Below are 24,894 nucleotides of genomic sequence, written 5' to 3'. Positions count from 1 at the left end.
TTTCATGCCGCCAGGACTTTATTGCGCCCATCACTTTTGGCGCGATAAAGCGCATCGTCCACACGTTTAAACAGCTCATCCATACTCTCGCCCGGATTATGTCGCGCCACGCCAATGCTGACGGTGAAGCGAGGTAAACCCGGGATCGTGATGCGGGCGACCGCATCGCGCACAGTTTCGGCGATTTGCAGGGCGGTGTCGAGCGGGGTGCGCGGCAGCAGGATGACGAACTCCTCACCGCCCCAGCGGAAGACCAGGTCCTCTTTGCGGCTACAGGCTTCCAGCGTGCGCGAGAGTGAGATCAGCACCTCATCACCTTTCAGGTGGCCGAAGAGGTCGTTGATATTTTTGAAGTGATCGGTATCCACCAGCAACAGGCTAAATTGCTGCTGCGCGGGAAGATGATGGGTGTTGGCCTGGTCGGTGATGATATAGAACTGACGCCGGTTGAGCAGGCCCGTCATGGAATCACGCAGTGCCGCGTGTTCCAGCTCCTGCTCCAGCCTTTTTTGCTCGGTGATATCGTGGATAATGCACAACATCAATTTGTCACCGTAAATTTCAATCGGCCCGGCATAGGTCTGAACATGGCGGGTGGAGCCATCGGCCAGACGGTGGATAAAGTTGAGGGGCTTATGGCCGCCCGGCAACGCGGCAATCTCCGTCATCACGGGGATCACATCCCGCCCCAGCGTATTGATTTCCCAGGTATGTTTTCTGCACATTTCATCATGCGCATAACCGTAAAAAGTCAGCGCCGCCAGATTGGCATCCACAATCTGGCCATCCCGGGACGGATCGATAAGCAGCATTGGCGCGCTGTTGGTCAGGAAAAAGCGCGCGTAAAATCCCTGTTTTTTGCGCTGGTAGGTCGCGGAGCGGCTGGCCTTAAGCCCGGAGAGAACCTGCTGCGTTAGCCCTTCAAAAACAATAACATTCCCCTGGGGCACGAAATGGGCAAGCGAGAGACGGCAGCTCAGCGCGGTTTCATGTCCATCGCGGGAGATGGTCCAGATTTCGACGATCTCCTGCTCACTCTTCAGTTCAGGCACATACATCGACAGAACGTGATGCGCATTGGCGGAATAGGTACCTTTGCGTAGGTCATCCAGGGTTTTATCGCCCATGATCTGAGCGGCGGCCACATTTGCAAAAATGATCTGTTCTGAAGCAGGTGAAATGAGCCACACGGGGGTTTTAATTAAATTCAGCGCATCAAAACAATTTTGCGACATAGCGTATTCCTGTACATCGGCACAATGTGCCTGAGGATCATGACAGAATTAACGGGAGTGGACTCCTTTGAAACATACTCTACTTAACCCGGTCAGGCATGATTTTTTTGTGAAATATATGCGGGTTCCGCGTGAATTTTACCAATGGGTATAATTTGTTTGTCTGAGTTTTTTTGCAGCAGCAGCCAAGGAACCTGTTCGGCAGGTAAAGGACGGGAGAAAAGGAACCCCTGCAGGTAATCACAGCCGAGGTCCGTCAGCACCACCTGTTGTTCTTCCGTCTCGATCCCTTCCGCAACCACATTCATTTCCATGGTCCGGGCGATATTGATAATGGTTTCCACCAGCTTGCGGCTTTTTTCATTTACCAGCATCGAGTGCACAAAGCTTTTGTCGATTTTTAGCTCTTTAGCGGGCAGAACGCTCAACATCAACAGGTTGGAATAGCCGGTGCCAAAATCATCAATCGAGACGGTAATCCCGGCTTGATTGAACGCATTGAGTAATTCAATACTGCGGTCGAGATTTTTCAGTGCAGTACTTTCCGTCACCTCAAGGATAAGCCGGGAGGGCGACAGATTATATTTATGCAACATCGACGAAATGATGTGGAAGATATCTGGCTGTTCGAACTGGACGGGGGAAAGGTTAAAGGACAATGTCCACTGGCTGAAACCTTGTTCTGTCCAGAAATGAAGCTGACGGCATGCCGCTTCAATCGCCCAGTTCCCCACCGGGATGATCAGCCCCGTTTGTTCCAGCGACGGTAAAAACAGATTAGGCAGCAACACCCCTTGCTCAGGGTGCCGCCAGCGCAGAAGGGCTTCAAAACCGTGAATAGTGGTGTCTTTTGCATGCCAGGTCGGCTGATACCACAGTTCAAACTGATCGCGTTCCAGCGCCTGAGTTAACTCCTGCAGGAAGCCGGGGTTGGCCGGAATGGCCGTTGACATCTCGTTTCGGTAGACGGCCCAGCCGTTTCGTCCATCCTCTTTGACGCGATTCAGGGCCGCATCGGCTTTTAGCTTCAGCTCATGCAGCGTCTCGCCATCCTGCGGGTAGAGGCTGACCCCCGCGCTGATTGTTGTGCTCAGCGTGTGCCCACAAAGTGAAAACGGGCGGCGCATATCCTCCAGCAATGTTGTGAGCAGCGCGTTGAGTTTATCGTCGTCACACTCGGGAACCAGCAGGATAAAGGCGTCGCCGCCAAGCCTGGCGAGGGTCATCTCGCGGGTAAGGCGGGCGGTAATGCGCTGCGCGAGAGAGATTAACAACTCATCCCCGGTGTTGTGGCCCCAGGTATCGTTGATGCGTTTGAAATGATCGACGTTAAGGAAAATCACGGCGAATGGCTTCTTGCTGAGCAATGCGCTGCGCAGGCAATCCTGCATCCGAATGTCCATCTGGTGGCGATTAGCGAGACCGGTGAGCGCATCAAACCGCGCCTGCAGTTCAAGCTGACGATTAAGCTGGCGTAGGTTGTCGGTCAGTCGGTTCGTCCGCCGGTGCGAGTCAATGAGCGAAATCATTAACATACCGCCGAGCAGGCACAGTGTGGTGACAGAAACCCAGACCGATAACCCCAACTCGCTGATACCGCCGGGCAGGGTATGCGTCATTTCCTGAAAATGGGCGGCACGCATGCCGGTGTAGTGCATCGCGCAGATGGCGACACCCAGCACGCAGGCCGCGAGAATACGATTGATAAACACCCCTTTGCGCATATCCCGCAGGCGAAATGCCAGCCACAGCGCCGCGCCGGAGGCCATAACGGCAATCAACACGGACACGGCAACAATGCGTCGATCCCAGAGAATATGGCTGTCCAGCATCAGTGCGGCCATACCGATAAAGTGCATACAGACCACGCCAGCACTCAGGAGCACCGTGGCTACGATCAATCGAAAAAGGGAAAGGGTTTTACCCGTTACGGCAATATTGATGGCGACCGTGGATGCAACCACCGCCACGCCCAGTGAGGCGAGGGTTAACCAGAGGTTATAGCTCATTGTCATCGGCATTTGCATCGACAGCATGCCGATGAAGTGCATTGACCAGATCCCGATCCCAAGCGTGACGCCTCCGGCGATACGCCAGAACATCGCCGTTTTACGGCTGGAAAGCGGGATTTTTCCGGCGCTGTCCAGGGCCACAAATGAGGCGATAAAGGCCACCAGATACGAGAGGGCTATTAACACAGGGTCCCACGATATATTGAGCATTATGCAATCCCACGCCAAAGAGGGTTACCGATTTCGCCTGCCGGGCACGTCTTTAACTGGCAACGTACATGCGCATTCAAATAATATGAGTTAGGTATCGTGCAAAACGACCGGTCATATTAAAACGTTAAGGCTGGCGGTGAATATAAAATATATTCTTTCCGGCACCTATTAAGCATTGCTAAACAAAGGCGAATAATTGCAGCAAAGCTCCTTAAATATGAGCGCGGCCATATTGTCTCATCGCAGGCGATGGTATCGCTTAAAGTGGCAGGAAACCAGTATCACAGGATGCTGCATATAACATTTTCACTAATACCCTGTTTTTATCTGACTTAAGTTAAATCTCAGGTGGCTAACGGCGAAAGGTGAAACCAGCGTTGTTCATCAGGACAAACAACAACACGAATGCTATAAATCTTAATGCCGACCTAAATATAAAATCGTGGATATAATCATGCTAAGAAATATTAGTGTCAGAACCTTCATTGCCGGGTTCCTTTTATGTCTTTTCCTGGTTGATGCAGGTGTCGTTGTTCTATTTTCCAGCAAATCCTCTCTCTTTATTTCACTCAATATCATTAATTTCGTTGCGCTATTTTTGCTCTGGGGCTACATGACAAAGTATCTTGTGACGCCGATCAATACGGTGAAAAAAAGTATTGAAGAAGTGACTGCAGGCAATCTTGGCGTGACTATCCCTGAATTTGGCAATAACTGTGCAGGGCGTTTAATCCCCGGGATTAACAGCCTCTCCAGCAACATCGCGACCCTGGTACGCGAGATCAGGGCCTCGTCGCAAACCGCCATGACCTTGTCCGATCAACTCTCCGCGCGTAGCGCGCAGCTTTCGGTGAAAACAGAGCAGCAGTCTGCATCGCTGGTGCAAACGGCTGCCAGCATGGAGCAGATGGCAGCAAGTACCCGAAATAATGCCGATAACACCCGACTGGCCAGCGAGCAGGCAAACAGGGCGACACTGCAGGCGCGCAAAGGTGGCGAGTTGATGGGGCAGGTGTCCACCAATATGCAATCCATTACCGAATGTGCACAGCAAATGACGGAGATTATCTCAATGATCGACGGCATTGCCTTCCAGACGAATATCCTGGCGCTAAACGCGGCCGTTGAGGCGGCCAGAGCCGGTGACCACGGAAAAGGGTTTTCGGTGGTGGCAGAAGAGGTGCGAAACCTGGCCCACCGCAGTGCGGATGCCGCCAAAAACATCAAAACGCTGATTGAAGTGACCAGCAATAACGTCACTCAGGGCGTGACCGTTGTGTCCGAGGCTGAAAAGAATATGCAAGAAATTGTGACCGGCTCCGGCAATGTCAGCCAGTTGATGGATGACATTTTCACCTCGACGTCAGAGCAGGAGAAAGGCATTTCCCAGATTACGCTGGCCTTATCTGAGCTGGAACGGGTCACGCAAAGTAACGTTACGATGGCAGAAGAACTCAACGGGTCCTCTGATGTACTGCGTAATCAGGTGAGTGAACTGCAGGCGCGGACGCGTAACTTCCGGCTCGAAAAGGGGTATCAGGCTGAATCCACGCCTTCTCATGCTGGCCCGCTGTCATTCCGCTCGCGTCCCGGTCACTCCCTCTGATGCACGAAAAGAGCCTGGTTAACCGGGCTCTTTTATCCGGACTTCTCGCCGCTGAATTATCCTCCCGTGCGGTCTGAAAAGGCGCCTGGCGGAATACGGTTATTTCCTGAGCGAATTCAGCGCGATGCGAAACATAGTTGTTGCTTAACCCCTGATGAAAGCTAGACTGACAACGAAAGAGCTGAAAAGGGGGAGGCGCGGTGGAGAGTATAAAAGGATCAGAACTAAACGTTCCTGATGCAGTTTTTGCCTGGGTGCTGGATGGTCGTGGCGGTGCCCGACCGCTGGAAGACAACGATGTCATTGATAATGAGCATCCCTGCTGGCTACACCTTAACTATACCCATCCGGACAGTGCCGACTGGCTGGCCTCGACGCCGCTCCTGCCGAACAACGTGCGTGATGCGCTGGCGGGTGAAAGCCTGCGGCCACGCGTGAGCAGAATGGGGGACGGCACGCTCATCACTTTGCGTTGCATTAACGGCAGCACCGATGAACGTCCTGATCAGCTGGTCGCGATGCGTGTTTATATGGACGATGGTCTGATTGTCTCCACCCGTCAGCGTAAAGTTCTGGCGCTGGATGACATTGTGAACGATCTGAAAGAGGGCACCGGACCGACCGATTGCGGAAGCTGGCTGGTGGACGTCTGCGACGCGCTGACTGACCATGCGAGTGAGTTTATCGAAGAGCTGCACGATAAAATCATCGACCTCGAAGATAACCTGCTCGATCAGCAGATCCCGCCGCGCGGTTTTCTGGCGCTCCTGCGTAAGCAGTTAATTGTTATGCGCCGCTATATGACGCCACAGCGGGACGTATACGCGCGTCTGTCCAGCGAAAGGCTCAACTGGATGAATGACGATCAGCGACGCCGAATGCAGGATATTGCCGACAGGCTGGGCCGCGGACTTGATGAAATCGATTCCTGTATTGCCCGGACGGGCGTCATGGCGGATGAAATCGCGCAGGTGATGCAGGAGTCGCTGGCAAGAAGAACCTATACGATGTCGCTGATGGCAATGGTCTTCCTGCCGAGCACATTCCTGACGGGATTGTTTGGCGTGAACCTGGGCGGAATTCCCGGCGGCGCGGCCCATTATGGCTTTACCGCATTTTGCGTCATGTTAGTTGTTTTGATCGGTGGTGTTGCATGGTGGTTGCATCGTAGTAAATGGCTGTAAATTTACGCTTTTTTCAGCTTTTACGGAGATCAAAACGCTCTTTTAATTGAGCGAAGTCAATAAACAATGACCGCGTAAGGTGCAATATTACTCCCGCAGGTGAATGCAACGTCAAGCGATGGGCGTTGCGCTCCATATTGTCTTACTTCCTTTTTTGAATTACTGCATAGCACAATTGATTCGTACGACGCCGACTTAACTAGTCGGCTTTTTTTTGCCTCCTGTTCCCCAGCGTCTACCCTAAAAGGGACGTCAGTAAAACCTGGAGGGAATGATGAGCATCTTACTCGCTCTGCAACTGCAGTATTCACGTCAGTCCGAACCGATCCCCACCGATCCGACACCGATGCCCGATCCTGTTCCGCGTCCGCAACCGATGCCTGACCCGCCGCCCGATGAAGAACCGATTAAATTGTCGCATCGAACCCCGAGATCTGCGAGGATACGCGCCATCTGACCGCAAAGATGACCACGAGAGACTATTGTGACCGCTTTTTCAACCCTGAATGTACTGCCCGCCGCCCAACTCGATAACCTCAACGAGTTGGGATACCTCACCATGACGCCTGTTCAGGCGGCCGCATTGCCCGCCATTCTTGAGGGGCGTGATGTACGCGTTCAGGCTAAAACAGGGAGCGGAAAAACGGCGGCTTTCGGTCTGGGTCTGCTACAGCATATTGATGCTGCGCTGTTTCAGACGCAGTCTCTGGTGCTGTGCCCAACCCGCGAACTGGCGGACCAGGTCGCGGGCGAGCTGCGTCGTCTGGCGCGATTCCTGCCTAATACCAAGATTTTAACCCTCTGTGGCGGACAACCGTTTGGCGCACAGCGTGATTCGCTTCAGCATCCACCACACATCATTGTGGCGACGCCTGGCCGACTGCTCGATCACCTGCAAAAAGGTACGGTCTCGCTGGATGCATTACACACGCTGGTCATGGATGAGGCAGACCGGATGCTGGATATGGGCTTCAGCGATGCTATCGATGAAGTGATCCGTTTCGCGCCTGCAGACCGTCAGACGCTGTTATTTTCGGCGACCTGGCCTGAAGCGATCGCCGCAATCAGTGGCCGCGTGCAGAAAAATCCGCTCACCATCGAAATTGACAGTGTTGATGCGCTGCCTGCTATCGAGCAGCAGTTTTATGAAACGTCCCAGCACGGAAAAATCGCGCTCCTGCAGAAGGTGCTCAGTCAGCATCAGCCCGCTTCCTGCGTGGTGTTCTGTAACACCAAAAAAGATTGTCAGGCGGTCTGTGACGCCCTGAACGCCGCAGGGCAGAGCGCGTTATCGTTGCATGGCGATCTGGAACAGCGCGATCGCGATCAGACGCTGGTCCGTTTCGCCAACGGCAGCGCCCGCGTTCTGGTTGCCACCGACGTGGCGGCGCGCGGTCTGGATATTAAATCGCTTGAGCTGGTCGTGAACTACGAGCTGGCATGGGATCCTGAAGTACACGTTCACCGTATCGGCCGTACTGCGCGTGCCGGAAACAGCGGTCTGGCCATCAGCTTCTGCGCACCGGAAGAGGCGCAGCGCGCCAATATTCTGTCTGAAATGCTGCAGATTAAGCTTAACTGGGTGAATGCACCGGGCAACGTCAGTCTCGTTCCGCTGGAAGCAGAAATGGCAACGCTGTGTATTGATGGCGGTAAAAAAGCCAAGATGCGTCCGGGTGATGTGCTCGGTGCGCTGACCGGAGACGTGGGGCTGGATGGGGCGGATATCGGCAAGATTGCGGTACATCCTGCACATGTTTATGTTGCTGTTCGCCAGTCGGTTGCCCATAAGGCCTGGAAACAGCTGCAGAACGGGAAAATCAAGGGTAAAACCTGTCGCGTTCGTCTGCTGAAATAAAGTTTAAACGCGTCTCAGACGGTGGTCTGAGACGCGTTTGCGTTATTTCACTATTTCACTATTTTACTTCCACGACATTCAGGCGCAGTTCTTCAAACTGATTGTCATCTTCTTCTGGCTGCCAGCCAGCAGGTTTCACGGGGATCTCTTCCCGGTCAAACGCCAGATCGCCGCCATTCACCACTTCCGACTCATGGTTGATACCTTTGAAATCGAAAAGCTCAACGTCCGCGAGGTGAGAAGGCACCACGTTCTGCATCGCGCTGAACATGGTTTCGATACGGCCCGGGTAGCGTTTGTCCCAGTCACGCAGCATGTCACCAATCACCTGACGCTGCAGGTTCGGCTGAGAGCCGCACAGGTTACATGGAATGATCGGGAACCCTTTGGCCTGAGAGAACCGTTCGATATCTTTCTCGCGGCAGTAGGCAAGCGGGCGGATCACAATGTGTTTGCCGTCATCGCTCATCAGTTTTGGCGGCATGCCTTTCATCTTGCCGCCATAGAACATATTCAGGAACAGCGTCTGCAGGATATCGTCGCGGTGATGGCCGAGTGCGATTTTGGTTGCACCCAGTTCTGTCGCGGTACGGTACAGGATGCCGCGGCGAAGACGAGAGCAGAGTGAGCAGGTGGTTTTGCCTTCCGGGATCTTCTCTTTCACAATCCCGTAGGTATTTTCTTCTACGATTTTGTACTCAACGCCCAGTTTTTCGAGGTATTCCGGCAGAATGTGTTCCGGGAAACCAGGCTGCTTTTGATCGAGGTTAACCGCCACCAGGGAAAACTTCACCGGCGCGCTTTGCTGAAGATTACGCAGGATCTCCAGCATGGTGTAACTGTCTTTACCACCTGACAGGCAGACCATAATGCGGTCGCCTTCTTCAATCATATTGAAGTCTGCAATGGCTTCACCAACGTTACGTCGCAGACGCTTTTGCAGTTTATTCAGGTTGTATTGCTCTTTCTTATTAATATCTTGATTTTGTTGCATTTAATCTGTACTCAAATTTCAAATGGGGCACCAGTGGGGCAAACGGTTTACAGGGGCAGCTTCTTTCCGCATTGCCCTCTCTTTGCTGTTCATCTCTTCACTCTATGAAGCTTAGATTTCAAACACCCTCTGCGCATTTTAGTGCCCCATCTGACTGGCAATAAAAGACGGGTCAGCGCCTGCGGTTAACCACCAGCATGCGAAAGTGTGCCGTGTATGGTACGGATTGTTGCGCCGAATGCCAGCACGTTTTACAGGATTTTGAATTGTGGACGGCAGCAACCTTGCTTTGTGGTATCGCGTATAATGCGGCTTCGACATACTCTGAACATTCCAGTGGCTTGTGCTATGACCCTCAATCGCTTTTGTTATTTGCTTCTGTTGATCGCCGCAATCGGAAGTCTATTCACCTCGCATCCGTTTATCCTGTGGCTCCTGCTTATCAACGTACTGACGTTAGCGATGTATGGCGCCGACAAAATGGCGGCGCGAAGGGCCATGCGCAGAGTGCCGGAAGCCACACTGCTGGTATTTGGCCTTATCGGCGGATGGTCCGGGGCGATTATAGGTCAGCAACTGTTTCGCCATAAAACGCAAAAGCAGCCCTTCAAAACCTACTTCATTGTCAGTGTCATCGTCAGTATTTCAGCGATGGTGGCGGTGTACCAACTCTTTCCTGTTTTAACGTACTGAGCGTGTACAAACGGAATGCAATAACGCGCTGACCACGGTAGATAACTCAAAACGACTGCCAATAGTAGTAGGAATATTCTTAAGGTGTTGCTGTTTTTTGCACGATCTGAATAATGTGTGCAACGACACGGATGACAACATCTCATGAAAATTCAAACTATTACACTGGCAATGCTGGTGGTCGTTTCTGCGCCTTCGAGGTCAGCTTTTCAGGAGCGGGAATATAATACCTGGTATATAAAAAATGCTGTTCTTTACGATATGACCCAGACCTCAGACGGTTTCCCGGTCATGTTGAGCATCTCTCAGCCTGAGCGGAAATCAGCAAATTTGCTGGTCTCCTATATCACCGAAGGGCGCTGTGGCGGGACCCGGCAAGAACTTAACGTGAATGGCAAAGTGCTTCCGGCCACGTATTATTGTGTTCAGGTCGGGCAGAACCGGATAGAGCATTTTTCAGTGAAAGATGCACAGAGCGTTAACGGCATGGTTAACCATCTGAAATCGGATTTTACCTTACTTCTTCAAAACGACATCAAGGTCTGGGCCGCGAACATTAATGCGCCCAAATACGGCCTCGCGCCGCGATTCTGACACGTACACCTCGACCTCATCGTCTGTTAGCGGAGGGGTTACGCCCTGTATCACAGCATAAATAGCATCCGTGACAACGCCACGTTTTACCACAATCCTGCTACGCTTTTTGTGTTGTACAAGGGAGCACAAACATGAAGAACAAAGATGAACAAACGGGATTAGTGGGACTGGCAATTGGTGCCGCCGTTATCGGTCTTGTTTCAGCACAGCAACCCATCCATCGCGACAGTATTGTGAGTGAACTGGTCAGACTCGGCAGACAGAAAGGCGATGGCGTTGAAGATGAGGTTTTCGTTAAGGCTGCCGAGCTCGTGAGAAAGGGGGTGTAACCGATGGCTGATATTCGTCATGCACAGTGCCATTGTGGCGCGGTGGCGTTTACCGTTGAACTCTCAGACGGATTAAATACCGCCCGGCGCTGCAGCTGCTCTTTTTGCCGGATGCGGGGCGCCGTGGTGGTCTCGGCACCGCTGTCAGGCATTACCGTAACAAAAGGGGCGGATAAGCTCACGGAATATCGTTTTAACACAGGAACAGCCCGCCATTTCTTCTGCTCGGTCTGCGGGATTTATACCTTCCATCAGCGGCGTTCAAATCCCAACGAATACGGCGTGAATGTGGCCTGTTTTGAAAATGTGACCCCCTTTGATTTTGCCGAAGTGGCGGTGATGGACGGCGTTAATCATCCCGCGGATGGCGACAGCGGGGTTTTCGGCTACCTCTCTTTTCGTCAAAAAGAAGCGTAACTGCCGCCTGGCCAGATTTTAACAATGCGGCCTATAGTGGGGAGTGGGTATCCGAAACAGGGGAGAAATATGCTGTATGTTGAGAAAGACGATCCGCGTGAGGCGCCTGAGTCAGGTGATAAAAAGCCTCAGCCGGTCAAAAAATAGTCCGTTGATACGTTTCCCGCCACCGGCCCTGCTGGTGGCGTATTGTTTGGGGGAAACCTTAACTGCCATCCAGATGGTTCAACAGCGCGCCGAGATGCCCAACGACACCACCAAAATCAAAAATTAACGCCATCCATATAATCGCCAGAAGGGTAAGTACGGCAACTGATACACGCCCAAACAATGCAGTTATCCTTAATGAAGCAAAGTCTATAAGGCTAGTCTACATGGGTTTCTTTAAACTTACCCTTAACGACACCGTCATAAATTTTCCTTTTGAGATGATTCACACATTCACTGAGCCGAGAGGCGCGAAGAGAGGGAAATACGATGGGAGAGAAGAGGAGGGCTGGCTTCAGGCGTCGCAACGAAAATAACGAGCCCGCATCACGATGCGGGCTCTTGGGATCAGAACTGGTAAACCAGACCTAATGCAACGACATCATCCGTGCTAATGCCGTTATTTTTGTAGAAACTGTCATCCTCATCCAACAGGTTGATTTTATAATCAACGTAGGTGGACATGTTTTTGTTGAAGTAGTAGGTTGCGCCTACGTCAGCATATTTAACCAGATCCTGATCGCCCTGACCGTTGGCCAGGTCTTTACCTTTAGACTGCAGATAAGAAATTGCCGGGCGCAGGCCGAAGTCGAACTGATATTGCGCGGTCACTTCCACGTTTTGCGTTTTATTGGCCACGGCATCCGTATTATCGCCATAAGGGGTCATATTGCGGGTTTCAGAATACATTGCCGCCAGATAAATATTGTTGGCGTCATATTTCAGGCCTGCAGTCCAGGCATCCGCTTTATCGCCACCGGCAGTGGTATTCATCACCTGTTCGTTGGTACGGTCAGAAGAGGTATAGGCAGCACCCGCGCTGATACCCATGCCAAAGTCATAGGTGGTGGAGATACCGAAGCCGTCACCGTTCTCATGGCGCGTGTCGCGACCATTGTTGGTGCCTTCCTGGTTGTTGCTGGCATCTTCGTTCTTACCCTGATACTGCAGGGCAAAGTTCAGACCCTGTACCAGACCATAGAAGTCAGTGTTACGGTAGGTTGCGACCCCGTTGGCACGGCCAGTCATAAAGTTGTCTGCATTGGTGTAAGAGTCACCACCGAATTCTGGCAACATATCGGTCCAGCCTTCCACGTCGTACAGAACGCCGTAGTTACGACCGTAATCGAAGGAGCCATAGTCACCGACTTTAATACCGGCGAAGGCCAGACGCGTCCATGACTGGTTATCGGACCCTTCAGTGTTATTGGCCTGGATGTTGTATTCCCACTGGGCGTAACCGGTCATCATGTTGTTGATCTGGGTTTCACCCTTGAAGCCCAGACGCATATAAGTTTGATCGCCATCTTTAGAGGCATCGTCGGAGAAGTAATGCAGACCATCTACTTTTCCGTACAGATCTAATTTATTGCCGTCTTTATTATAAATTTCTGCAGCATGCGCAGCGCCAGCCATTAACAGCGCTGGAATCATCAGGGCCAGTACTTTTCTTTGCATTTTGGAATTCCTTTGCAGTTGTTTTTATTTAATTACGTATTGAACTTTCCGCACGAGAAAGCTGTCTCATGCTAAATCACTCCTGACCAAGAATAATAAAATATAATTGTTACGAGTTAAGTTAATTCTTAACCGGATTATGCGGCGGAAATAGTCATTGGTTTTATGAATGATTTAAAGCTAATCATGTTAAATAAAAATTATTAATTGCCCATTAAATCGGATAATCTCAGCGGCGTTATATGCCTTTAAGATTTTTCATCCATAATTTATGTGAATGTCATTTAGTGAATTAACGTGATATTCATTAATTATCTGGACTCGCCCGGTGTGAATACATCGGGCTTTTTTTATGGCAAAAAAATGCCCGGACAAGCCGGGCAGAAGGAGAGTCAGTCGCGGGTGGGTTTTTCCGCTTTTCCGGCCATTTGCGCCAGGAAATCATACCGTTTTTGCAGATCGGCGGCGGCATCTTTCCACAACTGCTCGGCCACCTCTGGTTGTTGCGCGTTGAGGCGACGGAAGCGCTGTTCCTGCATTAACGTTTCGGCCAGCGCATCGGAAGGCGGGCGTGAATCCAGCGCCAGAGGCAATTTACCTTCATCGGCGCGGCGCGGGTCGAACCGGTAGAGCGGCCAGAAGCCGGTTGCGGTCAGCTGGCGCATCTGATCGTGGCTGAGTGCCAGGTCGTAGCCATGCTCTTCACACGGACTGTAGGCAATGATCAGTGACGGACCCGGGTAGGCTTCCGCTTCCTGAATGGCTTTCACCGTCTGGTTCAGCTGCGCGCCCAGCGAGATTTGCGCGACATACACGTGGCCGTACATCATCATGCTGACGCCGAGATCTTTACGCGCCTTGCGCTTGCCGTGTTCACCAAATTTAGTTACTGCGCCAAGCGGGGTAGCTTTTGACGCCTGGCCACCGGTGTTGGAATAGCACTGCGTATCCAGAACCAGAATGTTGACGTTTTCGGTAAGGCTTAACACGTGATCCAGCCCGCCAAAGCCGATGTCATACGCCCAGCCGTCACCGCCAATCAGCCAGATTGATTTTTCCACCAGCGCGTCAGCGTCGGTCAACAGCTGCCCGGCACCTTCTACGCCCTGCAGAGCGTTGCGCAGTTCCGCAACCTGCTCACGACGACGTTCTGGCGTTGCATCGGCGTGCAACGCCTCATTCAGCTCCGCCGGGATGTGGCCGACAAACTGTTCCAGTAACCGCATCACGCGTGCGCGGTGCTGGTCAACGGTCAGACGGAAGCCCAGACCAAACTCGGCGTTATCCTCAAACAACGAGTTCGCCCATGCCGGACCGCGGCCGTGGGCATCGGTGGTGTACGGCGTGGAAGGCAGATTACCGCCATAGATTGATGAACAGCCCGTGGCGTTAGCGATCAACATTCTGTCGCCGTACAGTTGCGTGAGCAGCTTGATATACGGCGTTTCACCGCAGCCGGAGCAGGCGCCTGAATATTCGAACAGCGGAGTAATGAGCTGCGAGGTACGAATATCAATACGCTCCAGCGTGCTGCGGTCGATCTCCGGCAGGTTCAGGAAGAAGTCATAATTTACCTTCTCTTCTTCGACATGCTCGAGGCGCGACATCATATTGATGGCTTTGATGTCCGGATCCTGACGATCTTTCGCCGGACAGACCTCAACGCACAGATTACATCCGGTGCAGTCTTCCGGAGCGACCTGCAGAACATACTTCTGTCCGCGCATATCACGGGATTTCACATCAAGTGAATGCAGGCTGGCCGGGGCGTCTTCCATCGCTTCCGGGGAGACCACTTTGGCACGAATGGCCGAGTGCGGGCAGGCTGCTACGCAGTGGTTACACTGGGTACACAGCTCCTCTTTCCAGATGGGGATTTCTTCGGCGATGTTGCGTTTTTCCCAGCGCGTGGTGCCCATCGGCCAGGTGCCATCCGGCGGCAGCGCGGAGACGGGAAGGGCATCACCCAGCCCGGCCAGCATGGCTGCCGTCACGGTTTTCACGAAATCCGGTGCTGCGTCAGAAACCACCGGTGGACGGTTCGGGCTGGACGCATCAACCGCTTGCAGCGGTACTTCAAATAAAGACTCGCGCGCCAGCGCCAGCGCCTGCCAGTTACGCTCGACCAGCTCCTGACCTTTACTGCTGTAGCTTTTGGCAATCGCCCCCTGCAGTTCCATTAGCGCGCTGTCTCCCGGCAGGATCTGCGTCAGGTGGAAGAAGGCCATTTGCATCACGGTGTTAATTCGCGCGGCAAGACCACACTCGCGGGCAATTTTTGCAGCGTTAATGACGTAGAAGCGGGCTTTTTTCTGGTTCAGCACCGCCTGCACTTCCTGCGGCAGCCGCGACCAGACTTCATCCACGCTGTATGGCGTATTGAGCAGGAAAATACCGCCCGGTTTCAGGCGCTCTGCCATCTGGTACTTATCGATGAACTGCAGCTGGTGACAGCCCACAAAATCAGCCTGTGAGATAAGGTACGCCGAGCGGATAGGGTGCTCGCTGACGCGCAGGTGGGAAACGGTCAGCCCGCCTGCTTTTTTGGAGTCGTAGACAAAATACCCCTGGGCATACCACGACGTGGAGTTCCCGATGATCTTAATGTTGTTCTTGGTCGCGGAGACGCTTCCGTCGCTGCCCAGTCCATAAAACAGCGCCTCGAGTTTTGCGGTGGAAGGCAGCGTGTTTTCCGGCAGGGGCAGAGAGAGGTTGGTCACGTCATCATAAATACCGACGGTAAAGCGCGGTTTTGGTTTAGCCTCGCTCAGCTCATTAAACACCGCCAGCACACAGTCCGGGCCAAACTCTTTGGAGGACAACCCATAGCGACCCCCGATCACGCGCGGCAGTGTTTCGCGCTCACCGCAATTAAACGCTTCAGCCAGCGCGGACATGACGTCCAGATACAGAGGTTCTGCGTGCGCGCCAGGCTCTTTCGTGCGATCGAGCACCGCCACGGTGCGCGCGCTTTCCGGCAGGGCGGAGAGCAAATGTCGCGCGGAAAACGGTCGGTAGAGCCGCACTTTGAGCACGCCGATTTTTTCACCACGGGTCAGCAGTTCATCCACTACCTCTTCACAGGTGCCAATGGCTGACCCCATGAGCACAATGACCCGTTCCGCCTGCGGATGACCGTAGTATTCAAACGGTTTGTATTGACGTCCGGTGGCCGCGGCAAAATCATCCATCGCCTGCTCAACGTGATCATAAACGGCGTTGTACCACGGGTTCGTTGCTTCCCGGGACTGGAAATAGGTATCCGGGTTGGCCGATGTCCCGCGGATCACCGGGTGTTCCGGGTTCAGCGCACGGGCGCGATGCGCGTCGATTTCCGCCTGCGGCAGAAGATTGAGGAGGGTGTCGTCAGCCAGCGGAACAATTTTATTGATTTCGTGAGAGGTACGAAAACCATCAAAGAAATGAATAAAGGGCACGCGACTCTTCAGCGTCGCCATATGCGAAATTAACGCGAAGTCCTGTGCTTCCTGAACGCTGCTGGCGCACAGCATGGCGCAACCGGTCTGGCGGACGGCCATTACGTCTGAGTGATCGCCAAAGATGGAGAGGGCGTGTGTCGCAACGGTTCGTGCGGCAACGTGAAGCACAAACGGGGTAAGTTGTCCTGCCAGTTTATAGAGCGTCGGGATCATCAACAATAATCCCTGCGACGAGGTGAATGACGTCGACAGAGCACCGGTCTGCAGCGCCCCGTGGACGGTCGCGATAGCGCCAGCCTCAGACTGCATTTCCACGACTCTTGGGACGTCGCCCCAGACGTTTTTCAGTCCGTTTCCCGCCCAGGCATCGGCCTGCTCGGCCATCGTAGAACTTGGCGTAATTGGGTAGATGGCGATAACTTCACTGGTGCGAAACGCGACGGACGCGACTGCACCATTACCGTCAATAGTTTGCATAGGACAACACCCTTACATTGCGCAAAAAAAGGAGCCCGAAAAAAACACAACGGGCTTTGAATATTATTCCCTTAGTTTAGCAAAGGTCGGATTTTACGATTTTCGCTTTTGTGTCCTCGGTATTCTCGACATCAATGAGTAGATCAATATTTTGGCGAAAAAATTGCGAGAAATTGTTTCAGGAGCGCATAAATACGCACTTTCGCTCTCGACGACACGGCATGGGATGCCTATTATGCATAGGTTTCGCATTATTAATGGGGGAGAGAGAGCATGCGTTCAGCATTTTGGGTCGGGTGTGCCGCGTTATTATTATCGGCATGCAGCAGTGAACCTGTTCAGCAGGCAACGGCGGCACACGTAACGCCGGGAATGAAAGCGGCGATGTCCAGCTCTGGACAAGCCAACTGCGCGATGATTGGCGGCTCGCTGTCTGTTGCCCGCCAGCTTGACGGCTCAGCTATCGGGATGTGCGCATTGCCAAACGGCAAACGCTGCAGTGAACAGTCGCTTGCCGTAGGATCCTGCGGAAACTACTGATTACTCCGCACGCTTAAACATCAGCGTTTTATCGGCTGTCGCCAGCGTTAACTGGTCTTCAGTCAGGTCGACCTGCGCCCCTTTGCGCAGCATGTCGCCAATGGCCTGATCCAGTTCGTTTAACTGTGGTTCGGTACAGAGCTTGCGCGTCATGGCGAGCGTTTTGACCTTGAGCTCACCTTCGGACAATTTCCCCTGTCCGTTAAACGTGTTACACATCACGCCGGAAACGCTAATGTTATTAACCAGACTGATATCAGACAGGGCTTTGAAGCTGATCTCTGGTTGCGTTGTCGTGGCCTTAACGGCTTTCCCGTCCACATTCTCCAGCACAAAACGGTGGCTCTTAAGTTGGTCCGGCTGAACGGAGGCTTTACCAGGATTAACGCACCCGGTGAGGACAAGACTGATAACACTTAACGCAATGAGCTTTTTCATTTTTCTTCTCAGACGATAGACACTGTGAATCTTTTTTTCAGTGTAACGATACTCTGCCGTGCGTTAATGGGGTTTATCTGAAAGTGCGGGCGGGTACCGGGCAACGTTGTCGTTGCCCGCAATACGATCAGTGCGATTTAAACCCTGCGGCCGTCATTAACATGCGAAAGAGCATACTGACCGCCGCGAGTGCCAGTACGCTGCCGCCCCAGATAATGGCCAGCCACATGACTCTTTTCCAGAAAGGTTGTTGCATCAGTGATAACCCTCTCCATGCTGTACTTTTCCGCGAAACACGTAGTAACTCCAGAAGGTGTAGACCAGAATCACGGGAATGATCAACAACGCGCCCACCAGCATAAAGCCCTGACTTTGTGTCGGAGCCGCCGCCTGCCAGAGCGTGATTGACGGGGGAATAATGTGCGGCCAGATGCTGATCCCAAGTCCGCTAAAGCCGAGAAAAATCAGCCCTAACGTCAGGATAAACGGCAGATGATGGCTCTCTGGGTTATTCAGGCAACGCCACTGACACAGGCTCAGGATCACCACCAGCGCCGGCACGGGCAGCAGGAAGAAAAGATTCGGCAGGGTAAACCAGCGCGCGGCGATGGCCGGCTGCGCCAGTGGCGTCCAGATGCTGATTGCTGCAATGAATACCAGAAGCAGGATCAGTAGCGTTCTGGATACCCGTCGCATTCGCTGTTGCAGCGCGTTTTCGCTTTTCATCACCAGCCATGTCGAGCCTAACAGCGCGTAGGCCACCACCAGACCTGCGCCGCAGAACAGGTTAAAAACGGTCAGCCAGTCGAACGGTCCGCCACTGTAGGCACGCCCGGTGACGCTAAAGCCGTTGATCACTGCGCCCACCGTCATGCCCTGGGTAAAGGTCGCCAGGATCGAACCGCCGATAAACGCTTTGTCCCAGAAAGGGCGGTGTGCCGGCGTGGCTTTAAAACGAAACTCAAATGCCACACCCCGGAAAATAAGTCCGATCAGCATTAACGTCAGCGGAATAGTGAGGGCATCAATAATGACCGCATAGGCCAGCGGAAACGCGCCAAACAGCGCTGCACCGCCGAGCACCAGCCAGGTTTCATTGCCGTCCCAGACCGGCGCAACGCTGTTCACCATCACATCGCGATCGTCGGCATCAGGCGTAGCCGGGAACAGGATACCTATCCCCAGATCAAAACCATCCATCACGATATACATCAGCGTGGCAAAGACGATGATAACAAACCAGATAATGGAAAGATCGATACCCATTATGGTTGCTCCTTATGTTCAGTAGTAACGGCAGAAAGCGGGCGTGCGGGACGTCCATCGGACTCGGTGGCAAACGATTCATGAGGCTGAGGTCCTTTTTTAATCAGGCGGACCATATAGCTGTAACCCACGCCAAATACGGAGGTGTAGACGACGAAGAAGGCCAGCAGACTCGCGCTCATATGCAAGTCACCATGGGCAGAAACCGCATCCTTCGTTCGCTGAAGCCCGTAGACGACCCAAGGCTGGCGGCCCACTTCGGTAGTGACCCATCCGGCCAGGATGGCAATCAGCCCGGTGGGTCCCATCAGGAGGGCAAACCACAGGAAGGGACGCGAAGCGTACACGCGCTTTTTATAACGTAACCAGAGCGCCGTCACCCCAAGCAGCAGCATCAGCATGCCTAAGCCCGCCATAATGCGGAATGACCAGAAGACGATGGTGGAATTTGGCCGGTCTTCCTTTGGAAATTCTTTCAGTGCCGGAACCTGTTTGTCGAAGCTGTGCGTCAGAATAAGGCTGCCAAGCGTCGGGATCTCCAGCCCAAAGCGGGTGCGCTCCTGTTCCATATCCGGCCAGCCAAACAGCAGCAGCGGGGTGGGTTCACCCGGTGGGTTCTCCCAGTGGCCTTCAATGGCTGCTATTTTGGCGGGCTGGTGCTTCAGGGTGTTCAACCCGTGCATATCACCCACCATCGCCTGAAGGGGAGCCACAATCAGGGTCATCCACAGCGCCATGGAAAACATCGCGCGGATGGCGGGGGTGTTGTTTCCGCGCAGCAAATGCCAGGCTGCGGATGCGCCGACAAACAGGGCGCTACTCAGGAAGGCCGCTATCGACATATGCAGCAGGCGATACGGGAAGGAGGGGTTAAACACCACGGCAAACCAGTCCACCGGCACCACCTGTCCGTTGACGATTTCAAAGCCCTGTGGTGTCTGCATCCAGCTGTTTGATGAGAGGATCCAGAAGGTTGAGATAACGGTCCCCAGCGCCACCATGCAGGTTGCAAAGAAATGCAGACCCGGCCCGACTTTATTCCAACCGAACAGCATAACGCCGAGGAATCCTGCCTCGAGGAAGAAGGCAGTAAGCACTTCGTAGGTCAGGAGCGGGCCGGTAATACTGCCGGCAAATTGTGAAAACCCACTCCAGTTGGTCCCAAACTGGTAGGCCATGACCAGCCCGGAGACCACGCCCATACCGAAGTTAACGGCAAAAATCTTCGACCAGAAATGGTACAGCGAACGCCAGACCGGGTTTTTGGTTTTCAGCCACAGGCCTTCTAGCACAGCGAGATAACTCGCCAGACCGATGGTGATTGCCGGGAAAATAATGTGGAAGGATACGGTAAAGGCAAACTGTATCCGTGCAAGATGAAAAGCATCTAAACCAAACATGCACAACCTCAATGTCAAACGGTGTGCTGTTATGGTATAGGGGCGAAATAACGAGTATCAGACGCAGAAAAGCGAAATTTACCTATAACAGTTCATGAAAACATCACGCTTTGCACATCTGATATAGCTTGCGTGAAAGAATAAAAAAATTATTTTTATGAAATTTATGCATTAAACAGCTTGCCTTGTTATCAACATCATGCGTTAATGGCCCTCTGGGTTTGAGTCCAAATAAACATCTGACGTAGTTTTATAAAGCAGTTCTCATCACGTTGTGCCTCTCCGCAGCCTCTCTTGGGTCTTTTTCTACACTCCGATTAGTTTTTGTTTCAAACCACTATCGCCTGAAGGGCCCATTAAGCAATTAACGTTTTTACGTTTACAGGAGAATCCTATGACTTCTTATATCCATTTCCGCTGCCCATGCTGCCATGGTTCGCAGTACCGTACCTCAGCTTTTGATGTGTCTGAGAAAAACCCGTTCGGTGCAAAATGCATTTTTTGCAAATCGTCGATGATTACCCTCGATCATCTGGCCGCTGCCCGCCACGCTCAGCGTAACGTCACCGAACTGCGTAAGTAATGCATCTGGCTAACTATAACAGTTAGCAAAATCTTCTCTTTTTCTCCTGCTGATATACACTGTCGGTCATAAGGAGAATCTGATGAAAAAATACCAGCGTCTGGCGCAACAAATTATCTCGCAGATCGAGCTTGGCGTATGGTTGCCGGGCGATAAGCTGCCTTCTCTGCGAGAGCAGGTCGCGAGCAGCGGCATGAGTTTTATGACCGTGGGCCACGCGTATCAGATGCTGGAAAGCCAGGGGCGTATCGTCGCCAGGCCGCAGTCGGGCTATTACGTTGCCTCGCGCCCGACCGCACACCAACCTGCGCCGCCTGCCCAGGTGATGCGGGACGAAGTGGTAGATATCAATACCTATATCTTCGACGTATTACAGGCCAGCCGCGACCCGTCGGTGGTTCCTTTCGCTTCGGCCTTCCCCGACCCCCGGCTTTTCCCGCTGCAGCAACTTAACCGTTCGCTGGCCAATGTCAGTAAAACCGCCACAGCAATGAGCGTAATTGAAAACCTGCCTCCGGGTAACGTTGACCTTCGCCACGCCATTGCCCGCCGCTATGCGCAGCAGGGAATGAATATCTCGCCGGATGAGATTGTCATTACCGCAGGCGCACTCGAAGCCCTGAATCTTAGCCTGCAGGCCGTTACCGAGCCTGGTGACTGGGTGATTGTCGAAAACCCCTGTTTCTACGGTGCGCTACAGGCGCTGGAACGCCTGAAACTCAAAGCGCTGTCGGTGGCGACGGACGTCCGCGAAGGGATCGATCTGAATGCGCTTGAGCAGGCGCTCAATGAGTATCCGGTCAAAGCCTGCTGGCTCATGACCAACAGTCAAAATCCCCTCGGCTTCACGCTCAGCGCAGAGAAAAAAGCGCACCTGGTCGCGCTTCTCGCCAGGCACAACGTCACCCTGATCGAAGATGATGTCTACAGCGAACTCTATTTTGGCCGGGAGAAACCTCTGCCAGCGAAAGCCTGGGATCGTGACGATATGACGCTGCACTGCTCGTCCTTCTCGAAATGTCTGGTGGCGGGGTTTCGCATCGGCTGGGTGGCGGCAGGTAAACATGCGCGACGCATTCAGCAGCTACAGCTGATGAGCACCTTATCGACCAGTTCACCCATGCAACTGGCGCTGGTGGATTACCTTGCGACAAAACGCTATGACGCCCATCTTCGCCGCCTGCGACGCACGCTGGCCGAACGCAAACAGCAGGCGTGGCAGTCGCTTTTGCGCCATATGCCGGCAGGCGTCAAAATTCATCACAACGACAGCGGCTATTTTTTGTGGCTGGAACTCCCGGCGCAGCTGGACGCCGGGCTGCTGAGTGAGAAAGCGCTAATGCACCACATCAGTATTGCCCCCGGTAAGATGTTTTCGACCTCTGACGCCTGGACACCGTTCTTCCGGTTTAATACCTCGTGGGCGTGGGGGGAGCGGGAAGAACAGGCTGTGATTCAGTTAGGGAAATTAATTAGCAGCATGCTCGAATAATAATCTCCGCACCTTTCTAAAATAATCATTCCTTATCCTGATGGCGGCACGGCGAATATTCCGCAGTACCGCATCATAGGAAATCTGCATACCGCCTCTCAACGCTAACTCCTTGTCTATAATCCAGTTAACGGGGAATGCGCCCTCGGTCACACCTTGATGAAATTTCTTTAAGCCGCACGGTGCGGCGCATTTGCGCGGTCTACGTTTAATTAGGGAGATATTTTTACGGCACGGCTGCCGCTAAATTTCATTGCGACAGGAGTAATTCTTATGAGCAAAAAATTTGCCCGCAGCAGCCTGTGCGCGCTCGGCATGACCCTCATGACAGCGCACGCCGCAGAGCCACCGAAGGCTATCGGCGACGGGGAAGGACGACTGGATATTATTGCCTGGCCCGGGTACATCGAACGGGGACAAACCGATAAAAATTATGACTGGGTCACGCAGTTCGAAAAAGAGACCGGCTGCGCGGTGAACGTTAAAACCGCGGCCACCTCGGATGAAATGGTTAGCCTGATGGCGAAAGGAGGATACGATCTGGTCACTGCCTCGGGCGATGCCTCACTGCGCCTGATCATGGGGAAACGCGTTCAGCCGATTAACCCCGACCTTATCCCAAACTGGAAAACCCTCGACCCGCGGATCGTCAAAGGTGAATGGTTTAACGTCGGCGGCAACGTCTACGGCACGCCGTATCAGTGGGGGCCAAACCTGCTGATGTACAACAGCAAAACGTTCCCGACGCCGCCGGACAGCTGGAGCGTCGTCTTTACGAAACAGAATTTACCTGACGGTAAAACCAATCAGGGCCGCGTGCAGGCCTATGATGGCCCGATTTACATCGCCGATGCGGCGCTGTTTGTCAAAGCCACGCAGCCGCAGCTGGGTATCACCGACCCGTACCAGCTAACAGAAAAACAGTATGCCGCCGTACTGAAGGTATTGCGTGACCAGCATGCGCTGATCCACCGCTACTGGCATGACACCACCGTTCAGATGAGCGACTTTAAAAATGAAGGCGTAGTGGCCTCCAGCGCCTGGCCCTATCAGGCCAATGCCCTGAAAGCGGAGAACCAGCCTGTTGCCACTGTTTTCCCGAAAGAAGGGGTAACCGGCTGGGCGGACACCACCATGCTGCACGCGCAGGCCAAGCACCCAATGTGCGCCTACAAATGGATGAACTGGTCGCTGACGCCTAAAGTGCAGGGCGATCTGGCGGCCTGGTTTGGCTCGCTGCCTGTGGTGCCGGAAGGGTGTAAAGCCAGCACATTGCTCGGCGATAAAGGCTGCGAAACGAACGGCTACAACTATTTCGACAAAATCATGTTCTGGAAAACCCCGATTGCAGAAGGCGGCAAATTCGTTCCTTACAGCCGCTGGACACAGGATTACATCGCTATCATGGGCGGCCGTTAATCGCAGGAGCAGAACATGACGTACGCAGTAGAGTTTAATGACGTTTCCCGTCTGTACGGTGACGTGCGGGCGGTGGATGGGGTCACCATTGCTATTCATGACGGAGAGTTTTTCTCCATGCTGGGGCCTTCGGGCTCCGGCAAAACTACCTGCCTGCGTCTGATAGCCGGTTTTGAGCAGCTGTCAGGCGGCGCAATCAAAATCTTCGGTAAAGAGGCGAGCGCACTTCCCCCCTGGGAACGCGATGTGAATACCGTGTTCCAGGATTATGCGTTGTTCCCGCATATGTCGATCCTCGACAACGTCGCGTACGGGCTCATGGTCAAAGGTATCGACAAGAAAACGCGGCATGCGCAGGCGCGTCAAGCGCTGGAAAAAGTGGGACTAAGCTTTGCTGTCACGCGTAAGCCTTCGCAGCTTTCCGGCGGGCAACGTCAACGTGTCGCCATCGCGCGGGCGCTGGTCAATGAACCCCGGGTATTGCTGCTGGATGAACCGCTCGGCGCGCTCGATCTTAAACTGCGTGAGCAGATGCAGTTCGAGCTGAAAAAGCTGCAGCAGGAGCTCGGCATCACCTTTATTTTCGTCACTCACGATCAGGGGGAAGCCCTGTCGATGTCTGACCGGGTCGCGGTTTTCAATAATGGCCGCATTGAGCAAGTCGACACCCCGCGCGATCTCTATATGCGTCCAGGAACGCCATTCGTGGCGGGCTTTGTCGGGACCTCGAACGTGTTTGACGCCGGTATGGCACACAACGTGTGCGGGATGGAAGGCATCTATTCTTTACGGCCGGAACATATTCGCCTCAATGAGAGCGGTGAGGTTCAGGTTGAGGGCGTGGTGCAGGCAGTACAGTATCAGGGGGCGGCAACGCGACTTGAACTAAAACTCGCTGACGGTGCAAAACTGCTGGTCAGCCAGGCCAATTTTAGCGATGCCGCAACGCTGAGCGGTGTGACGCCGGGGCAGGCGGTGATGGCGTCGTGGTCACGTGATGCCATGGTTCGCCTGCAAGAGGAGAGGTGACATGAAC

At 53.4% G+C, this 24,894-nt stretch carries 23 protein-coding genes and 1 pseudogene; 14 read left to right on the top strand and 10 right to left on the bottom strand.

The features are described from left to right. Positions 1 to 2: 2 nt before the first annotated feature. Positions 3 to 1,235, bottom strand: coding sequence for a sensor domain-containing diguanylate cyclase (locus tag AM379_RS20425; protein WP_014170316.1), 1,233 nt, complete (start codon positions 1,233 to 1,235; stop codon positions 3 to 5). A gap of 92 nt (positions 1,236 to 1,327) precedes the next feature. Then, a complete protein-coding gene (locus AM379_RS20420; protein WP_106504166.1) occupies positions 1,328 to 3,457 on the bottom strand; it encodes a putative bifunctional diguanylate cyclase/phosphodiesterase in 2,130 nt (709 codons plus the stop codon). A 457-nt stretch (positions 3,458 to 3,914) separates the two neighbouring features. On the opposite strand from AM379_RS20420, the gene AM379_RS20415 reads away from it, so the two are divergent. The 4 genes from AM379_RS20415 (at position 3,915) to dbpA (ending at position 8,108) form a co-directional block, all read left to right on the top strand. After that, positions 3,915 to 5,066 carry a methyl-accepting chemotaxis protein gene (locus AM379_RS20415; protein ID WP_106504165.1) on the top strand — a complete coding sequence of 384 codons (1,152 nt, stop codon included), beginning with the start codon at positions 3,915 to 3,917 and terminating at the stop codon, positions 5,064 to 5,066. Between the two features lie 200 nt (positions 5,067 to 5,266). Further along, complete coding sequence (gene zntB / locus AM379_RS20410) at positions 5,267 to 6,250, top strand: zinc transporter ZntB (RefSeq protein ID WP_047356423.1); 984 nt, start codon at positions 5,267 to 5,269, stop codon at positions 6,248 to 6,250. Positions 6,251 to 6,524: 274 nt separating this feature from the next. Next, on the top strand, positions 6,525 to 6,707 hold the full coding sequence (gene ynaL / locus AM379_RS24655) for a proline-rich small protein YnaL (RefSeq protein WP_106504164.1): 183 nt from the start codon (positions 6,525 to 6,527) through the stop codon (positions 6,705 to 6,707). 27 nt (positions 6,708 to 6,734) lie between these two features. Continuing rightward, a complete protein-coding gene (gene dbpA / locus AM379_RS20400; protein WP_014170312.1) occupies positions 6,735 to 8,108 on the top strand; it encodes an ATP-dependent RNA helicase DbpA in 1,374 nt (457 codons plus the stop codon). A 58-nt stretch (positions 8,109 to 8,166) separates the two neighbouring features. Here the strand turns inward: dbpA and ttcA are convergent, their stop codons facing one another. Beyond that, positions 8,167 to 9,102, bottom strand: coding sequence for a tRNA 2-thiocytidine(32) synthetase TtcA (gene ttcA / locus AM379_RS20395; protein ID WP_032678259.1), 936 nt, complete (start codon positions 9,100 to 9,102; stop codon positions 8,167 to 8,169). Positions 9,103 to 9,243: 141 nt separating this feature from the next. Continuing rightward, positions 9,244 to 9,360: pseudogene (locus tag AM379_RS20390) on the bottom strand (site-specific integrase); the annotation flags it as partial. 90 nt (positions 9,361 to 9,450) lie between these two features. Between AM379_RS20390 and AM379_RS20385 the strand changes: the two are divergent. The 5 genes from AM379_RS20385 to AM379_RS24425 all read left to right on the top strand — a co-directional run bounded on the left by AM379_RS20385 (position 9,451) and on the right by AM379_RS24425 (position 11,285). Beyond that, complete coding sequence (locus AM379_RS20385) at positions 9,451 to 9,795, top strand: DUF1294 domain-containing protein (RefSeq protein ID WP_106504163.1); 345 nt, start codon at positions 9,451 to 9,453, stop codon at positions 9,793 to 9,795. Between the two features lie 144 nt (positions 9,796 to 9,939). Then, the gene (locus AM379_RS20380; protein ID WP_020884006.1) at positions 9,940 to 10,389 is read left to right on the top strand and encodes a hypothetical protein; all 450 of its coding nucleotides are present in this window, start codon (positions 9,940 to 9,942) and stop codon (positions 10,387 to 10,389) included. A 134-nt stretch (positions 10,390 to 10,523) separates the two neighbouring features. Beyond that, positions 10,524 to 10,721: a hypothetical protein gene (locus tag AM379_RS20375; RefSeq protein WP_014170281.1), complete on the top strand. Its 198-nt coding sequence runs from the start codon at positions 10,524 to 10,526 to the stop codon at positions 10,719 to 10,721. A gap of 3 nt (positions 10,722 to 10,724) precedes the next feature. Next, positions 10,725 to 11,138 (top strand): GFA family protein, encoded by a 414-nt coding sequence (locus AM379_RS20370; RefSeq protein WP_020884007.1) that lies wholly within the window; start codon positions 10,725 to 10,727, stop codon positions 11,136 to 11,138. A 69-nt stretch (positions 11,139 to 11,207) separates the two neighbouring features. Further along, complete coding sequence (locus tag AM379_RS24425; RefSeq protein ID WP_223263916.1) at positions 11,208 to 11,285, top strand: hypothetical protein; 78 nt, start codon at positions 11,208 to 11,210, stop codon at positions 11,283 to 11,285. Between the two features lie 408 nt (positions 11,286 to 11,693). On the opposite strand, the gene ompC is transcribed toward AM379_RS24425, so the two are convergent. Next, positions 11,694 to 12,803: a porin OmpC gene (gene ompC, locus AM379_RS20365; protein ID WP_032678256.1), complete on the bottom strand. Its 1,110-nt coding sequence runs from the start codon at positions 12,801 to 12,803 to the stop codon at positions 11,694 to 11,696. A gap of 392 nt (positions 12,804 to 13,195) precedes the next feature. Beyond that, positions 13,196 to 16,720 (bottom strand): pyruvate:ferredoxin (flavodoxin) oxidoreductase, encoded by a 3,525-nt coding sequence (nifJ, locus tag AM379_RS20360; RefSeq protein ID WP_050736872.1) that lies wholly within the window; start codon positions 16,718 to 16,720, stop codon positions 13,196 to 13,198. A 273-nt stretch (positions 16,721 to 16,993) separates the two neighbouring features. Between nifJ and AM379_RS20350 the strand changes: the two genes are divergently transcribed. After that, complete coding sequence (locus tag AM379_RS20350) at positions 16,994 to 17,260, top strand: putative hemolysin (RefSeq protein WP_014170276.1); 267 nt, start codon at positions 16,994 to 16,996, stop codon at positions 17,258 to 17,260. Here AM379_RS20350 and hslJ read toward each other — a convergent pair whose 3' ends face one another. The 4 genes from hslJ to AM379_RS20330 all read right to left on the bottom strand — a co-directional run bounded on the left by hslJ (position 17,261) and on the right by AM379_RS20330 (position 20,364). Further along, positions 17,261 to 17,698 carry a heat shock protein HslJ gene (gene hslJ / locus AM379_RS20345; RefSeq protein ID WP_014170275.1) on the bottom strand — a complete coding sequence of 146 codons (438 nt, stop codon included), beginning with the start codon at positions 17,696 to 17,698 and terminating at the stop codon, positions 17,261 to 17,263. A 127-nt stretch (positions 17,699 to 17,825) separates the two neighbouring features. Next, a complete protein-coding gene (locus AM379_RS20340) occupies positions 17,826 to 17,954 on the bottom strand; it encodes a DUF2474 domain-containing protein (protein ID WP_014170274.1) in 129 nt (42 codons plus the stop codon). Continuing rightward, complete coding sequence (gene cydB, locus AM379_RS20335) at positions 17,954 to 18,964, bottom strand: cytochrome d ubiquinol oxidase subunit II (RefSeq protein WP_063214365.1); 1,011 nt, start codon at positions 18,962 to 18,964, stop codon at positions 17,954 to 17,956. The genes AM379_RS20340 and cydB overlap by 1 nt, the downstream gene beginning before the upstream one ends. Continuing rightward, entirely contained in the window at positions 18,964 to 20,364 is a 1,401-nt protein-coding gene (locus tag AM379_RS20330; protein WP_063214366.1) for a cytochrome ubiquinol oxidase subunit I, read from the bottom strand. The genes cydB and AM379_RS20330 overlap by 1 nt, the downstream gene beginning before the upstream one ends. 394 nt (positions 20,365 to 20,758) lie before the next feature. On the opposite strand from AM379_RS20330, the gene ymcF reads away from it, so the two are divergent. The 4 genes from ymcF to AM379_RS20310 all read left to right on the top strand — a co-directional run bounded on the left by ymcF (position 20,759) and on the right by AM379_RS20310 (position 24,887). Next, complete coding sequence (ymcF, locus tag AM379_RS20325) at positions 20,759 to 20,947, top strand: cold shock small protein YmcF (protein ID WP_020884014.1); 189 nt, start codon at positions 20,759 to 20,761, stop codon at positions 20,945 to 20,947. Between the two features lie 82 nt (positions 20,948 to 21,029). Beyond that, a complete protein-coding gene (locus AM379_RS20320) occupies positions 21,030 to 22,439 on the top strand; it encodes an aminotransferase-like domain-containing protein (protein ID WP_020884015.1) in 1,410 nt (469 codons plus the stop codon). A gap of 273 nt (positions 22,440 to 22,712) precedes the next feature. Then, entirely contained in the window at positions 22,713 to 23,858 is a 1,146-nt protein-coding gene (gene ydcS / locus AM379_RS20315) for a putative ABC transporter substrate-binding protein YdcS (RefSeq protein ID WP_020884016.1), read from the top strand. Positions 23,859 to 23,873: 15 nt separating this feature from the next. Next, complete coding sequence (locus tag AM379_RS20310; protein ID WP_106504162.1) at positions 23,874 to 24,887, top strand: ABC transporter ATP-binding protein; 1,014 nt, start codon at positions 23,874 to 23,876, stop codon at positions 24,885 to 24,887. The last annotated feature ends 7 nt before the right edge of the window (positions 24,888 to 24,894 follow it).

It is taken from the genome of Enterobacter cloacae complex sp. FDA-CDC-AR_0132 (assembly GCF_003010695.1).
In the GTDB taxonomy this organism is placed as follows: Bacteria; Pseudomonadota; Gammaproteobacteria; order Enterobacterales; family Enterobacteriaceae; genus Enterobacter; species Enterobacter ludwigii.
This window is presented reverse-complemented; position numbering and strand designations above follow the sequence as displayed.

What these genes read in the sequence shown, in the direction of transcription:
- hslJ (WP_014170275.1), bottom strand. Translation starts at nt 17,698, where the DNA reads ATGAAAAAGCTCATTGCGTTAAGTGTTATCAGTCTTGTCCTCACCGGG.
- ydcS (WP_020884016.1), top strand. Translation starts at nt 22,713, where the DNA reads ATGAGCAAAAAATTTGCCCGCAGCAGCCTGTGCGCGCTCGGCATGACC.
- AM379_RS24425 (WP_223263916.1), top strand. Translation starts at nt 11,208, where the DNA reads ATGCTGTATGTTGAGAAAGACGATCCGCGTGAGGCGCCTGAGTCAGGT.
- AM379_RS20375 (WP_014170281.1), top strand. Translation starts at nt 10,524, where the DNA reads ATGAAGAACAAAGATGAACAAACGGGATTAGTGGGACTGGCAATTGGT.
- AM379_RS20330 (WP_063214366.1), bottom strand. Translation starts at nt 20,364, where the DNA reads ATGTTTGGTTTAGATGCTTTTCATCTTGCACGGATACAGTTTGCCTTT.
- AM379_RS20380 (WP_020884006.1), top strand. Translation starts at nt 9,940, where the DNA reads ATGAAAATTCAAACTATTACACTGGCAATGCTGGTGGTCGTTTCTGCG.
- AM379_RS20415 (WP_106504165.1), top strand. Translation starts at nt 3,915, where the DNA reads ATGCTAAGAAATATTAGTGTCAGAACCTTCATTGCCGGGTTCCTTTTA.
- AM379_RS20425 (WP_014170316.1), bottom strand. Translation starts at nt 1,235, where the DNA reads ATGTCGCAAAATTGTTTTGATGCGCTGAATTTAATTAAAACCCCCGTG.
- AM379_RS20340 (WP_014170274.1), bottom strand. Translation starts at nt 17,954, where the DNA reads ATGCAACAACCTTTCTGGAAAAGAGTCATGTGGCTGGCCATTATCTGG.
- ttcA (WP_032678259.1), bottom strand. Translation starts at nt 9,102, where the DNA reads ATGCAACAAAATCAAGATATTAATAAGAAAGAGCAATACAACCTGAAT.
- AM379_RS20370 (WP_020884007.1), top strand. Translation starts at nt 10,725, where the DNA reads ATGGCTGATATTCGTCATGCACAGTGCCATTGTGGCGCGGTGGCGTTT.
- AM379_RS20310 (WP_106504162.1), top strand. Translation starts at nt 23,874, where the DNA reads ATGACGTACGCAGTAGAGTTTAATGACGTTTCCCGTCTGTACGGTGAC.
- AM379_RS20420 (WP_106504166.1), bottom strand. Translation starts at nt 3,457, where the DNA reads ATGCTCAATATATCGTGGGACCCTGTGTTAATAGCCCTCTCGTATCTG.
- ompC (WP_032678256.1), bottom strand. Translation starts at nt 12,803, where the DNA reads ATGCAAAGAAAAGTACTGGCCCTGATGATTCCAGCGCTGTTAATGGCT.
- AM379_RS20385 (WP_106504163.1), top strand. Translation starts at nt 9,451, where the DNA reads ATGACCCTCAATCGCTTTTGTTATTTGCTTCTGTTGATCGCCGCAATC.
- nifJ (WP_050736872.1), bottom strand. Translation starts at nt 16,720, where the DNA reads ATGCAAACTATTGACGGTAATGGTGCAGTCGCGTCCGTCGCGTTTCGC.
- cydB (WP_063214365.1), bottom strand. Translation starts at nt 18,964, where the DNA reads ATGGGTATCGATCTTTCCATTATCTGGTTTGTTATCATCGTCTTTGCC.
- AM379_RS20350 (WP_014170276.1), top strand. Translation starts at nt 16,994, where the DNA reads ATGCGTTCAGCATTTTGGGTCGGGTGTGCCGCGTTATTATTATCGGCA.
- AM379_RS20320 (WP_020884015.1), top strand. Translation starts at nt 21,030, where the DNA reads ATGAAAAAATACCAGCGTCTGGCGCAACAAATTATCTCGCAGATCGAG.
- ymcF (WP_020884014.1), top strand. Translation starts at nt 20,759, where the DNA reads ATGACTTCTTATATCCATTTCCGCTGCCCATGCTGCCATGGTTCGCAG.
- ynaL (WP_106504164.1), top strand. Translation starts at nt 6,525, where the DNA reads ATGAGCATCTTACTCGCTCTGCAACTGCAGTATTCACGTCAGTCCGAA.